Below are 11,988 nucleotides of genomic sequence, written 5' to 3' on the forward strand. Positions count from 1 at the left end.
AGGTTCTTTCGATCCACCCGCGTCGTTACCTGCCGGGCGAAGGAAAAGCCGCAGGACTAGAGCCGGGCCTCGATCGCGTCCCAGATCATCCCGGGCGTATCGGTGCCGTTGAACTTGTCGATGGCGACGATGCCCGTCGGCGAAGTCACGTTGATTTCGGTCAGGTACTTGCCGCCGATCACGTCGATGCCGACGAAGATCAGCCCAAGCCGCTTCAGCTCCGGCCCGAGCGCGGCGCAGATTTCCTGCTCCTCCTGCGTCAGTTCGGTCTTTTCGGCATAGCCGCCGACCGCGAGGTTCGAGCGGAACTCGCCCACGCCCGGCTTGCGGTTGATCGCGCCGGCGATCTCGCCGTCGACCAGCACGATCCGCTTGTCGCCCTTGGCCACTTCGGGAAGGAACGCCTGCACCATGTGTGGTTCGGGCCAGGTCTGGTTGAACACCTCGAACAGCGCGCCAAGGTTCTCGCCCTCCTCGCTCACCCGGAAGATGGCCTTGCCGCCGTTGCCGTGAATCGGCTTGATCACGATGGCGCCGTGCTTCTTCTGGAAGCTGCGCACCTCCTCGACCGAGCGCGTGACCAGCGTCGGCGGCATGAAGCGCCGGTAGTCGAGCACCATGACCTTCTCGGGCGCGTTGCGCACGCTGCGCGGGTTGTTGACCACCAGCGTCTCGCTCTCGATCCGCTCCAGCAGGTGCGTGGCCGTGATGTAGCCCATGTGGAACGGCGGGTCCTGACGCATCAGCACCACGTCGATGTCGCGCCCCAGGTCGAGTCGCCGGCGCTCGCCGGTCTGGAAATGGTTGCCCTCGATCCGCTGGACCGTCACCGGGTTCGCATGAGCGATCAACCGGTCGTCCTCGTCGAGCGACAACGAACCGACGTCATAGTGATAGACCTCGTGTCCGCGCTCCTGCGCCGAAAGCATCAGCGCAAAGCTCGAATCGCCGGCGATGTTGATCGAATGGAGCGGGTCCATCTGGACCGCGACGCGAAGTGTCATGCTTGTGCTCAGCCTCAGGTATTTCTCTAACCGGCGCCTTAAAGCCGAATTACCGGCTGCGCGACCATTTTCGCCCCGCGCCACGATGGCGCCACACCTTCAAGGAGCCATTGATGCGCAAACTGCTTACCGTCGCCGCTGTCGGCATCGCTGTTCTCGGCTGGTCCGCCCAGGGCATCGCCAACCCCGACCCGCACCCGACGAGCGCCCCCAAGGATGGTGAGCACAAGGACGACCATCACGACAGCGACCATGGCGGCGACCATCACGACGGCGAACACAAGGACGCTGAACACAAGGACGACCACAAGGCGCACTAACACACGCCGGACTGGTACGCCGCGCCTAGGCGCCGGGTTGCCAGGCGTTGGCGATCCGGCGCGGCAGGCGTCCGGGGGCAACAAGGATCACGTCGATCCGCATGTCGTCCCCGGCCCTCAAGTGGCGCGCGGCAAGCGCCTCGGCCGCCCGCGCCACCCGCCGCAACCGCTGCGCATCCACCGCCCCGTCGAGCGCAGCCGCATCGCGCCGCCACTTCACTTCCACGAAAGCGACAGTGCGGCCCTTGCGCGCCACGATATCGACCTCGCCTACCGGCATCTTCACGCGCCGCGCCAGGATGCGCCAGCCACGAAAGCGCAGCCACCACGCGGCCAGCATCTCGGCCTTGCGCCCCTGCCGCTCGGCCTCGGCGCGCTTCACCCCTTGAGTTCCAGCGCTCGCGCATAGAGCGCCTTGCGGTCCAGCCCGTGCGCCTTCGCCACTTTCCCCGCCGCCTGCGACACCGACATTTCCGCCAGCGCCGCGCGCAGCTCGGCATCGACGGTATCCTCGTCGGGGGCCTCCGCTTCACCAGGAGGGCCTACCAGCAGCACGATCTCGCCCTTTGGCGGATGCGCCGTGTAATGGTCGCAAAGCTCGGCCGCGCTGCCGCTGCGGCATTCCTCGTGCAGCTTGGTCAATTCGCGCGCCACCGCCACCTCGCGCCCCGGAAGACGCGCGGCGATGGCCTCGAGCGAGGCGACGAGCCGTGGCCCGGTCTCGTAGAACACCAGCGTCGCCGGCACGCCCGCAAGCTCGGCCAGCACGTCGCCGCGCGCCTTGTCCTTGTTCGGCAGGAACCCTGCGAACATGAAGCGGTCGGTCGGCAGGCCGGACATCGACAGCGCGACGATCAGCGCGCTGGGGCCTGGCAGCGAAGTGACGGTGATCCCCCGCGCCCGCGCCTCGCGGACCAGCCGATAGCCGGGATCGGAAATCAGCGGCGTTCCCGCGTCCGAGACGAGCGCCACCGGCCGCTGCGCCATTTCGGCCAGCAAGGCCTCGCGCGCGGCATCGCTCGCGTGATCGTCATAGCGCCGCATCGGCTTGTGCAAGCCAAGAAGATTCAGCAACTTGCCGGTGACACGCGTATCCTCGCAGGCTACCACAGCGCAGCGGCCAAGCGTTTCTGCCGCGCGACGGGTCACGTCACCAAGATTGCCAATCGGGGTGGCGACAATATACAGCCCGGGTTCAAGCAGAGACGTGTCCATGCCTTCCAATGGACCGCGTGGCCGTGAGCGACAAGAGGGTGTGCCGGGAATGATGATGGGGCATGAGGGCGAATGGCGCCAGACGGACCTTCGCCCATCGCGGGGCTGGCCGTCACGGCGCTGGATCGTGACCGCGACGCTGGCGCTGCTGGCGGGATGTACCGTGATTCCCAAGGGTCCGGCCGGCCCTGCTCCGGAACCGACCGAGAAGGCCCCGGACGCCAATGTCCTGCCGACCGACGCGGGCCGTCACCGCGTGGCGCTGCTCGTGCCGCTGACCGGGGCCAACGCCGCTGTCGGCCAGTCCATCGCCAATGCCGCGACGATGGCCCTGCTCGATACCAACGCCGCCAACATGCGCATCACCACCTACGACACGGCCAGCGGCGCCGGCTCGGCCGCGAGCCGGGCCATTTCGGACGGCAACAAGCTGATCCTCGGCCCGCTTCTCGGTAACGACGTCGTACTCGTCAGCAATGTCGCCCGGCCCGCCAAGGTGCCGATGATCACCTATTCCAACGACAGCGCGGTCGCCTCGCGCGATGTCTTCGTCATGGGCCAGGCCCCCGGCCAGTCGGTCGCCCGCGTACTCGGCTTCGCCAAGTCGAAAGGCATCGGTTCGGTCGCCGCGATCATCCCGACGGGCGACTACGGCCAGCGCGCGATGAACGCGGTCGTCGATTCCGGCCGCGCCCTCGGCGTCACGGTCACCGCCATCGAGACCTACGACCGCGGCAATACCTCGGTCGCCAGCGCCGTGCGCCGGGTCAAGGAGAAGGGCCGCTTCGACGCCCTGCTCATTGCCGACGGCAGCCGCATAGCGCTTCAGGCCGCCCCGCTCGCCGGCAAGGGCGTCAAGCTGCTCGGTACCGAACTGTGGAGCGGCGAAGCGGCGATCGCCAAGAGCCCCGCCACGCGCGGCTCATGGTTCGCCGCCGTTTCGGACGGGCGCTTCGGCCAGTTCGAGAAGTCCTACCGCACCCGCTTCGGCGCCACCCCCTCGCGGCTGGCAACGCTCGGCTACGACAGTGTCCTGCTGACGCTGAACGTCGCGCGCAACTGGAAGCCGGGAACGACCTTCCCCACCGCCAAACTCTACGATCCGCAGGGCTTCATCGGCCTCGACGGCGTCTTCCGCTTCACCGCCTCGGGCATGGCAGAGCGGGCGATGGAAGTGCGCGAAGTCGGCGCGGGCACCTTCACCACCGTTTCCCCCGCTCCTGCAAAGTTCTGAACGCCCGAAAGCGGGTGATTTCGCCGGATAAGCCGGCATCCCCGCTTGCGCCCGGATTCGCGCGCGTTCTATACCCGTTCGCATGTCCGACGACCTTTTCGACAAGCTCCCCGCCACCAGCGCCGCCGAAGCCTATGACGGTTCCGCGATCGAGGTTCTCGAAGGCCTCGAACCGGTCCGCCGCCGCCCCGGCATGTACATCGGCGGCACGGACGAACGCGCGCTGCACCACCTCGCCGCAGAAGTGCTCGATAACGCGATGGACGAAGCGGTCGCTGGCCACGCCAACCGCATCGAGGTCCTGCTCGAGGAAGGCAACCGGCTGACCATCTCCGACAACGGTCGCGGCATCCCGGTCGACGAACATCCCAAGTATCCGGGCAAGTCGGCACTCGAAGTGATCCTCACCACGCTCCACTCGGGTGGCAAGTTCTCGGGCAAGGCCTATGCAACCTCGGGCGGCCTCCACGGCGTCGGCGTCTCGGTCGTCAACGCGCTGTCCTCGCTCACCCGCGTCGAAGTAGCCCGCAACAAGGAACTCTACGCGCAGGAATTTTCGCGCGGGAACCCGACGACGAAGCTGATGAAGGTCGGCAACGCCCCCAACCGGCGCGGCACCCAGGTCACCTTCATCCCCGACACCGAGATCTTCGGAGAGGACGCGAAGTTCAAGCCTGCGCGCCTGTTCCGGCTGGTCCGCTCCAAGGCCTACCTCTTCGCCGGCGTCGAGATCCGCTGGAAGTGCGAGCCCTCGCTCGCCAGCGACGACGTGCCCGCCGAAGCCGTGTTCCAGTTCCCCGGCGGCCTGGCCGATCATCTGGCCGAACAGGTCTCGGGCCGCGAATGCGTCACTTCGGTCCCCTTCGCGGGTCGCCAGGATTTCCCGCTCGGTCCCGATGGCGAGGAAATGGGCCGCGTCGAATGGGCGATTGCCTGGCCGCTGTGGTCCGACGGCTCCTACTCGTGGTACTGCAATACCATTCCCACGCCCGATGGCGGCACCCATGAACAGGGCCTGCGCGCGGCACTGACCAAGGGCATCCGCGCCTTCGCGGACCTCATCGGCCAGAAAAAGGCCAAGGACATCGCGCCGGAAGACATGATCACCGGCAGCGAGATCATGCTCTCGGTCTTCATCCGCGATCCCCAGTTCCAGAGCCAGACCAAGGACCGCCTGACCAGCCCCGAAGCCGCGCGCATGGTCGAGGCCGCCGTGCGCGACCATTTCGACCACTTCCTCACCGACAACATGGAGCGCGGCAAGGCCCTGCTCGGCGCGGTGATGGAGCGCATGGACGAACGCCTGCGCCGCAAGGCGGAGCGTGAGGTCAAGCGCAAGACCGCGACCAACGCCCGCAAGCTGCGCCTCCCCGGCAAGCTCACCGACTGCTCGGGCGAAGGCAGCGGAGAGACCGAACTGTTCATCGTCGAAGGCGATTCGGCAGGCGGCAGCGCCAAGCAGGCACGCGACCGCAAGACCCAGGCGATCCTGCCGATCCGCGGCAAGATCCTCAACGTCGCAAGCGCCACCGCCGACAAGATCCGCGCCAACCAGGAAATCGCCGACCTCGCGCTCGCACTCGGCTGCGGCATGCGCAAGGACTGCAATCCCGATGCTCTACGCTATGACCGCGTCATCATCATGACCGACGCCGACGTCGACGGCGCACACATCGCCACGCTGCTGATGACGTTCTTCTTCCAGGAGATGCCCGAGCTCGTCAGGCGCGGTCATCTCTACCTCGCCCAGCCGCCGCTCTACCGCCTGACCAGCGGCAGCACGTCGGCCTACGCCAAGGACGACGCCCACCGCGCCGAACTCGAAGCCACGAAGTTCAAGGGCAAGAAGGTCGAAGTCGGGCGCTTCAAGGGCCTCGGCGAAATGAACCCTCAGCAGTTGCGCGAAACAACCATGGCGCCTGCCACCCGCAGCCTCATCCGCATCACCCTGCCGCCCGAGTACGAAGGCCGCGCGGCAGTGAAGGACCTGGTCGACAGGCTGATGGGCCGCGACCCGGCACAACGCTTCATGTTCATCCAGAACCGCGCGAGCGAGATCGATCCGGAACTGATCGACGCGTGATGATGGTGCGCGAGGACAGCGAGGCGGGCCTCTTGAATGGCTGGCGACTTCGGCTGCTTGACTGTTTTTCAAAACACTGAGGCGGTTTTCCGCGAGCCGCCAATCATTCAGCGCGCCGGGTCCAGGCCCACCAAGCTAACGCATGCCGCGTCAACCGATCCAGCGGCTGACGTCCATCGACTTTTGCAAGACGCGCACGATGACGACCGCATCATCTGTTGGTTCGTAGTATATGCGGTGCGCCTCGCACGAAGTTGAATACACGGTGCCGGGCAAGTCCTGCTCTATCCGGCCACTGCGGGGATAGGCCAGCAACTGCTGAAAACGGCTCTCTATGTGATCGAGGTACGCCAGCACACGCTCAGTGCCGAAGTACAGCAAGCCGTATTCAAGAATCGATTCCAAATCGTCTTTTGCAAGACGACTTTGTTCAAGCCTCATCGCGGCCGGTTGCACGCGCACGCTGGCGGAGTTCTTCCAGGTGATCGAACGGGTCCGTGTCGCTTACGCCCGAGGCCCGGCCACGTTCGATTTCCGCCCGCAACCGTTCCAGTTTCTGCCGCTCCCGCTGATCCTGCCGCACAAGATCGCGCACATAATCGCTGCTGCTTGCGAACGAACCGTCAGCCACGCGGCTTTCGATCCACTCCTTCAGTCGGTCGGGGACGGAAATATTCATCTGGGCCATGTGCCCAAAATACAAATTTGCACACTTATTGTCAAAGATTGGCGCTGACCTCTGCCTCGCCCTTCTTCGACCTGAAATCGAAACGTATCCGCACCCATTCGCCGATCTGCGGCTTCCCGTTCACGCGTGGTGGCCGGACCAGGAACTGCCACGCGGCCTGCCGGATCGCACGCGCCAGGCCCGATCCCGGCGGGCTTTCGCCCAATTCCTGGCAATCCTCGACATGGTACTTCTCCACCGTGCGGCAGGCGATCATGGCCCAGTCGCCCTGCATCCGGCGCTGAGGCAGGTAAGGCCCGATCTCGGCGTCGGAAGGCTCGCGATACCATTGCGCGGCATATAGCCTGACACCGCCCGGCCCCTGCCCGACGCTGGCGGAATCGCCTGGGCTGCCTGCGCTCGCCTGCTGCCCGCCGCCGGAATCCTGCCGCCTCATCTGGCTGATGTCGGTTGCGCGATAGTCATTCCTCGAAAGCTCGATGAAGCCTTCGGGCCATTGGACCTTGCCCGGAACCGGCACCGGCGGCGGCGCAGTCACCGTGGGCGCCGCGACGGCCTCGGTGCGGTCCGATTGCTTCTGCTGCTTCTGCTCGGGCTGGTCCGCCTTCTTCTCGTCCTTGCCCTCGGCAGAAAGGTCGATCGCCGTCAGCCTCGCGCTTTCGCCCCCGCCGAAGCCGGTGACTGCCCCCATCTTCAGCATGATCAGGAAAACCAGCGCGCTCGCAACCGCAGCGAAGACGAACGAGCCCGCTCGCTCGCGCGGCGATGCCTGATAGCCTTGCTTCGCCGGGACGCTGCGGAACGGGATCATCGACGCTGCGATTACACGCACCACGCAAGCGCAGCAATCGCCAAGGACCCGCGCGACATTTTGTTACGAGCGGCAGCGATCCTGACACGGGCGTCAGCGTGGCCGGCTTTTACTGACAGAGCCATCAGGTATCTGGGCCGAACCTGACACAAGGGTCAGGAACGCAACCCCCTTGCGCACCGCAAAGTGCCGCCTTATCGCTTAACCGAACGATTAAGCACACAGGAACCGCCGATGCGCTTTGAAGGCACCAGCAATTACGTCGCAACCGAAGACCTCAAGGTCGCCGTCAACGCGGCGGTCCTGCTCCGCCGCCCCCTGCTGGTCAAGGGCGAACCCGGCACCGGCAAGACCGTGCTGGCACATGAAATCGCGAAGGCCGTCAACGCCCCGCTGATCGAGTGGAACGTCAAGTCCACCACCAAGGCGCAGCAGGGCCTCTACGAATACGACGCCGTCGCCCGCCTGCGCGACGGCCAGCTTGGCGACGAGCGGGTCCACGACATCTCGAACTACATCAAGAAGGGCAAGCTCTGGGAAGCCTTCACCGCCCCCAGGCTGCCTGTCCTGCTGATCGACGAGATCGACAAGGCCGACATCGAGTTTCCCAACGACCTCCTGCAGGAACTCGATCGCATGAGCTTCGACGTCTACGAGACGCAACAGCGCATCGAGGCAAAGGAGCGCCCGATCGTCGTCATCACCTCGAACAACGAGAAGGAACTGCCCGACGCCTTCCTGCGCCGCTGCTTCTTCCACTACATCAAGTTCCCCGACCGCGAGACGATGCAGGCGATCATCGACGTCCACTTCCCCGGCATCCAGAAGACGCTCGTCGCCAAGGCCATGGAAGTGTTCTACGAAATCCGCGAGGTGCCCGGCCTCAAGAAGAAGCCCAGCACCTCGGAACTGCTCGACTGGCTCAAGCTGCTTCTCAACGAGGACATGCCTCTCGACGTCCTCCAGAACCGCGATCCGACCAAGGCCATCCCGCCGCTCCATGGCGCGCTGCTCAAGAACGAGCAGGACATCATGCTGTTCGAAAAGCTGGCCTTCATGGCCCGCCGCCCGGGCAACTGATGCCGGCTGGCGCCCCTTCCCCCCTCCCGTTCAGGAGAGGGGCCGGGGACACTGTCGCCTCACTCGCGCGGCCCGAGCTTTTCCAGTTCGACCTGCGCGAACATCTGCTTCACCGCGGGCCGCTCGTTGATCTGCTCGATCCAGCGGACCAGGTGCGGCGTGTCCTGCTTGTTGACCAGTTCGGCAAAGCCGAACTGCATGCCGTTGGCGATCGCGAAGTTGCAGATGTCGGCCAGGGTGTACTGCCCGGGAACCAGCCACTCGTGGTCGGCCAGGTGGTCGTCGAGCTTGCGCACGGAGTAGGCGATCTTGCGCATTTCTTCGTCGAGCATGTCCTGCGGGAAGCCTTCGCGCGCGCGGCGCCACTTCACCTGCTGCTCGATCACGGGGATCGCCTTGACCTTCTCCTCGAACTCCGCGTCGCTCAGGCTCTTGACCATGTTGCCGACATAGCGGTGCCAGCCGATGGTCGAGACGCACCAGCAGAAATATTCGTCCACCCACTTGGTCCAGATGCGCATCTGCGCCTTGCCGAAGCTGTCGGCGGGGCGGAGCGCGACCTCGGTGGGATATTCATCCTCGAGATATTCGCAGATCACGGTGGATTCGGTCACCACCTTGTCGCCGTCCACCAGTGCCGGCACCTGCCCGCGCGGGTTGATGGCCTTGAACCAGTCGGTGTGATGCTCGAACTTGGCGGGGTCGAGCCGGTGCTTTTCGACATCGAGGCCCTTCTCGAACACCGTCAGCAGCGGCTTCATCGAATTGGCGGCAGGTCCGAAGGAGTAGAGCTTGAGCATGATGGTGTTATCCTCTCCGAGTGGAATCACCATAGCCAATTGTATGTAACACTAACAATATCAAAATTGGCTCCATGCTCGGGGAGACTGCACTGATGACCTACACTGGAAGCTGCGCCTGCGGGGCGGTCACGCTGGAAATCTCGGGGAAGACGCTCGGCACGCGCCAGTGCTGGTGCCGCCAGTGCCAGCAGATCGCGGCCGGCGGCCCCACCAACAACGCGATCTTCCGGGCCGAGGACGTGCGCATCGACGGCGAGCTTTCGACCGGCGAATGGCCCGCCGCCAGCGGCAACACCCTCACCTTCTCCTTCTGTCCGAGCTGCGGTGCACAGATCTTCGCGCAAAGCTCGGCCCGCAAGCACCTTGTCACCGTCCGCATCGGCGTGATCGACACGCCGAACGACCTGCGCCCCGAAATGGCGATCTGGACGGAGGAGGCCCCGGCCTGGGCGCAGATCGACCCGCGCCTCGAAAACTATCCCCGCCAGCCCCCGCCGCCCCAAGCAAAGGCCTGAACCGAATGTTCTTCAACTTCGTCGACGAACTGCGCGCCGCCGGCATCCCGGCCAGCTTCAAGGAGCACCTCGTGCTTCTCGAGGCGCTGGAAAAGGACGTGATCGAGCAGACGCCCGAAGCGTTCTACTACCTCTCGCGCGCCACCTTCGTGAAGGACGAGGGCCTGCTGGATCGCTTCGACCAGGTCTTCAACAAGGTCTTCAAGGGCCTGCTGACCGACTATGGCCAGCGCCCCGTCGACATTCCCGAGGACTGGCTCAAGGCCGTCGCCGAGAAATTCCTCTCGGAAGAGGAAATGGAGAAGATCAAGTCCCTCGGTTCGTGGGACGAGATCATGGAGACGCTCAAGAAGCGGCTGGAAGAACAGGAAAAGCGCCACCAGGGCGGCAACAAGTGGATCGGCACCGGCGGCACCAGCCCGTTCGGCAATTCGGGCTACAATCCCGAAGGCGTGCGCATCGGCGGCGAAAGCAGGCACAAGCGCGCGGTAAAAGTCTGGGAAAAGCGCGAATTCGCCAATCTCGACAACACCCGGGAACTCGGCACCCGCAACATCAAGGTCGCCTTGCGTCGCCTGCGCCGCTTCGCCCGCGAAGGCGCGGCCGACGAACTCGACCTCGAAGGCACGATCGAGGGCACCGCGCGCCAGGGCTGGCTCGATATCCGCATGCGCCCGGAAAAGCGCAATGCGGTCAAGCTCCTGCTGTTCCTCGACGTCGGCGGATCGATGGACCCGTTCATCAAGCTGGTCGAGGAACTGTTCAGCGCGGCCACGGCCGAATTCAAGAACATGGAGTTCTTCTACTTCCACAACTGCCTCTACGAGGGCGTGTGGAAGGACAACAAGCGCCGCTGGTCGGACCGCACCAGGACCTGGGACATCCTCCACAAGTTCGGCCACGACTACAAGGTCGTGTTCGTCGGCGACGCGGCGATGAGCCCCTACGAGATCAGCCACCCCGGCGGCAGCGTCGAACACTTCAACGAGGAAGCGGGCGCGGTGTGGATGCACCGCGTGGCGCAGACCTACCCCGCCACCGTCTGGCTCAATCCCGTGCCCGAAAAGCAGTGGGCCTATTCGCAGTCGACCAAGATGATCAAGGACCTGATCGGCGGCAGCATGTACCCGCTCACCCTCGAGGGTCTCGACGGCGCCATGCGCGAGCTGACCCGCAAGAAGCACTGACCGCCGGAGGGTGAGCGACCATGCCGCTCACGCCCGTCACCCTCCGAACGCGGTTCACGCCCAGGCACGGAAAGCCGAAGCACCAAAGGAGAGGCGAATGACAGACCTGGTCCTGAAGACGCGGCACGAAAACGGCCGCATCGACCTCACTCTCAATCGCCCGGACAAGTTCAACGCCCTGTCCGAAGCGCTCCTCGCCGCGCTCGGGTCGGAACTCGCCCGGATCGCCGCAGACCCCGGCGCCCGCGTCGTGGTCCTCTCCGGCGCCGGCAAGGCGTTCTGCGCCGGCCACGATCTCGCAGAGATGCAGGCGGACCGCCGCCTTGATGCCTACCGCCGCCTCTTCTCCGCCTGCACCGAAGTCATGGAGGCGATCGCCGCCCTGCCCGTGCCGGTCATCGCCCGCATCCACGGCGTCGCCACGGCCGCCGGTTGCCAGCTCGTCGGCGCCTGCGACCTTGCCGTCGCGTCGGAAACCGCGCGCTTTGCCGTCTCGGGCATCAACGTCGGCCTGTTCTGCTCGACCCCCGCCGTAGAGCTGAGCCGCAACGTGCCCGCCAAGCGCGCGTTCGAAATGCTGGTGACCGGCAAGTTCATCGGCGCCCGCACCGCATCCGACTGGGGCCTCGTCAACACCGTGGCCGCTCCCGAAGCGCTGGACTCCGCCGTCGACGACCTCGCCGCCACGATCCTCGCCAAGAGCCCCGACGCCATCCGCCGGGGCAAGGCCCTCTTCCACGCCCAGCGCGAACGCCCCCGCGCCGAGGCCTATGCCCTCGCCTGCGAAGTCATGGCGCAGAACATGATGGACGAGAACACCGACGAAGGCATCACCGCCTTCCTCGAAAAGCGCCCGCCCGTCTGGCGCTGAAGGCCCGGAAGCCGCGCCGCCCCCGAAACGGTCCCCGCCCCCGCATCCGGGGCGCCCCCGCCAAACCGCCAACGCCCTGCCCGTCACCCCGGGCCCGCCCCGGGGGCCCACTGACTGGCCTTGCTTGATCGTCGCGAGAAACGAACGCTCCAGCCGGGCAAGTGGACGGTGGCTTTT

At 65.5% G+C, this 11,988-nt stretch carries 14 protein-coding genes; 7 read left to right on the forward strand and 7 right to left on the reverse strand.

Annotated elements, in window-relative coordinates:
* Nucleotides 1-56: 56 nt before the first annotated feature.
* A complete protein-coding gene (gene gshB, locus SARO_RS10470) occupies nt 57-1,004 on the reverse strand; it encodes a glutathione synthase (RefSeq protein ID WP_011445729.1) in 948 nt (315 codons plus the stop codon).
* 113 nt (nt 1,005-1,117) lie between these two features.
* Between gshB and SARO_RS10475 the strand changes: the two genes are divergently transcribed.
* On the forward strand, nt 1,118-1,324 hold the full coding sequence (locus SARO_RS10475) for a hypothetical protein (protein ID WP_011445730.1): 207 nt from the start codon (nt 1,118-1,120) through the stop codon (nt 1,322-1,324).
* A 25-nt stretch (nt 1,325-1,349) separates the two neighbouring features.
* Here SARO_RS10475 and SARO_RS10480 read toward each other — a convergent pair whose 3' ends face one another.
* Both SARO_RS10480 and rsmI read right to left on the reverse strand, forming a co-directional pair.
* Nucleotides 1,350-1,706 carry a YraN family protein gene (locus SARO_RS10480; protein ID WP_041550290.1) on the reverse strand — a complete coding sequence of 119 codons (357 nt, stop codon included), beginning with the start codon at nt 1,704-1,706 and terminating at the stop codon, nt 1,350-1,352.
* A complete protein-coding gene (gene rsmI, locus SARO_RS10485) occupies nt 1,703-2,539 on the reverse strand; it encodes a 16S rRNA (cytidine(1402)-2'-O)-methyltransferase (protein ID WP_011445732.1) in 837 nt (278 codons plus the stop codon). Before rsmI ends, SARO_RS10480 begins: the two co-directional genes overlap by 4 nt.
* A 49-nt stretch (nt 2,540-2,588) precedes the next feature.
* On the opposite strand from rsmI, the gene SARO_RS10490 reads away from it, so the two are divergent.
* Together SARO_RS10490 and parE are read left to right on the forward strand one after the other, a co-directional pair.
* Complete coding sequence (locus tag SARO_RS10490; RefSeq protein WP_324608746.1) at nt 2,589-3,773, forward strand: penicillin-binding protein activator; 1,185 nt, start codon at nt 2,589-2,591, stop codon at nt 3,771-3,773.
* A gap of 82 nt (nt 3,774-3,855) precedes the next feature.
* Nucleotides 3,856-5,856, forward strand: a complete 2,001-nt coding sequence (gene parE / locus SARO_RS10495; protein ID WP_011445734.1) for a DNA topoisomerase IV subunit B — start codon at nt 3,856-3,858, stop codon at nt 5,854-5,856.
* A gap of 150 nt (nt 5,857-6,006) precedes the next feature.
* Here parE and SARO_RS10500 read toward each other — a convergent pair whose 3' ends face one another.
* Genes SARO_RS10500 through SARO_RS10510 form a run of 3 tightly spaced genes read right to left on the reverse strand, consistent with a single transcriptional unit; the run spans nt 6,007 to nt 7,376 of the window.
* Nucleotides 6,007-6,297 (reverse strand): type II toxin-antitoxin system RelE/ParE family toxin, encoded by a 291-nt coding sequence (locus tag SARO_RS10500; RefSeq protein ID WP_011445735.1) that lies wholly within the window; start codon nt 6,295-6,297, stop codon nt 6,007-6,009.
* Complete coding sequence (locus SARO_RS10505; RefSeq protein ID WP_011445736.1) at nt 6,287-6,544, reverse strand: type II toxin-antitoxin system ParD family antitoxin; 258 nt, start codon at nt 6,542-6,544, stop codon at nt 6,287-6,289. Before SARO_RS10505 ends, SARO_RS10500 begins: the two co-directional genes overlap by 11 nt.
* Before the next feature lie 31 nt (nt 6,545-6,575).
* On the reverse strand, nt 6,576-7,376 hold the full coding sequence (locus SARO_RS10510) for a hypothetical protein (protein WP_176929359.1): 801 nt from the start codon (nt 7,374-7,376) through the stop codon (nt 6,576-6,578).
* 213 nt (nt 7,377-7,589) lie between these two features.
* Between SARO_RS10510 and SARO_RS10515 the strand changes: the two genes are divergently transcribed.
* Nucleotides 7,590-8,435 carry an AAA family ATPase gene (locus tag SARO_RS10515; protein ID WP_011445738.1) on the forward strand — a complete coding sequence of 282 codons (846 nt, stop codon included), beginning with the start codon at nt 7,590-7,592 and terminating at the stop codon, nt 8,433-8,435.
* A gap of 59 nt (nt 8,436-8,494) precedes the next feature.
* Here the strand turns inward: SARO_RS10515 and SARO_RS10520 are convergent, their stop codons facing one another.
* Entirely contained in the window at nt 8,495-9,235 is a 741-nt protein-coding gene (locus tag SARO_RS10520) for a glutathione S-transferase family protein (RefSeq protein WP_041551020.1), read from the reverse strand.
* 95 nt (nt 9,236-9,330) lie between these two features.
* Here SARO_RS10520 and SARO_RS10525 point away from each other — a divergent pair, with 95 nt between their 5' ends.
* The 3 genes from SARO_RS10525 (at nt 9,331) to SARO_RS10535 (ending at nt 11,811) form a co-directional block, all read left to right on the forward strand.
* Complete coding sequence (locus SARO_RS10525) at nt 9,331-9,753, forward strand: GFA family protein (RefSeq protein WP_041551022.1); 423 nt, start codon at nt 9,331-9,333, stop codon at nt 9,751-9,753.
* A 5-nt stretch (nt 9,754-9,758) separates the two neighbouring features.
* The gene (locus SARO_RS10530; RefSeq protein WP_011445741.1) at nt 9,759-10,940 is read left to right on the forward strand and encodes a vWA domain-containing protein; all 1,182 of its coding nucleotides are present in this window, start codon (nt 9,759-9,761) and stop codon (nt 10,938-10,940) included.
* Nucleotides 10,941-11,037: 97 nt separating this feature from the next.
* Nucleotides 11,038-11,811: an enoyl-CoA hydratase gene (locus SARO_RS10535; RefSeq protein WP_011445742.1), complete on the forward strand. Its 774-nt coding sequence runs from the start codon at nt 11,038-11,040 to the stop codon at nt 11,809-11,811.
* Nucleotides 11,812-11,988 lie beyond the last annotated feature (177 nt).

It is taken from the genome of Novosphingobium aromaticivorans DSM 12444, from assembly GCF_000013325.1.
Taxonomy (GTDB): Bacteria; Pseudomonadota; Alphaproteobacteria; order Sphingomonadales; family Sphingomonadaceae; genus Novosphingobium; species Novosphingobium aromaticivorans.

Coding starts and splice junctions, on each gene's coding strand:
- SARO_RS10535 (WP_011445742.1), top strand. CDS start 11,038: ATGACAGACCTGGTCCTGAAGACGCGGCACGAAAACGGCCGCATCGAC.
- rsmI (WP_011445732.1), bottom strand. CDS start 2,539: ATGGACACGTCTCTGCTTGAACCCGGGCTGTATATTGTCGCCACCCCG.
- SARO_RS10525 (WP_041551022.1), top strand. CDS start 9,331: ATGACCTACACTGGAAGCTGCGCCTGCGGGGCGGTCACGCTGGAAATC.
- parE (WP_011445734.1), top strand. CDS start 3,856: ATGTCCGACGACCTTTTCGACAAGCTCCCCGCCACCAGCGCCGCCGAA.
- SARO_RS10475 (WP_011445730.1), top strand. CDS start 1,118: ATGCGCAAACTGCTTACCGTCGCCGCTGTCGGCATCGCTGTTCTCGGC.
- SARO_RS10490 (WP_324608746.1), top strand. CDS start 2,589: ATGATGATGGGGCATGAGGGCGAATGGCGCCAGACGGACCTTCGCCCA.
- SARO_RS10505 (WP_011445736.1), bottom strand. CDS start 6,544: ATGGCCCAGATGAATATTTCCGTCCCCGACCGACTGAAGGAGTGGATC.
- SARO_RS10500 (WP_011445735.1), bottom strand. CDS start 6,297: ATGAGGCTTGAACAAAGTCGTCTTGCAAAAGACGATTTGGAATCGATT.
- SARO_RS10520 (WP_041551020.1), bottom strand. CDS start 9,235: ATGCTCAAGCTCTACTCCTTCGGACCTGCCGCCAATTCGATGAAGCCG.
- SARO_RS10530 (WP_011445741.1), top strand. CDS start 9,759: ATGTTCTTCAACTTCGTCGACGAACTGCGCGCCGCCGGCATCCCGGCC.
- gshB (WP_011445729.1), bottom strand. CDS start 1,004: ATGACACTTCGCGTCGCGGTCCAGATGGACCCGCTCCATTCGATCAAC.
- SARO_RS10515 (WP_011445738.1), top strand. CDS start 7,590: ATGCGCTTTGAAGGCACCAGCAATTACGTCGCAACCGAAGACCTCAAG.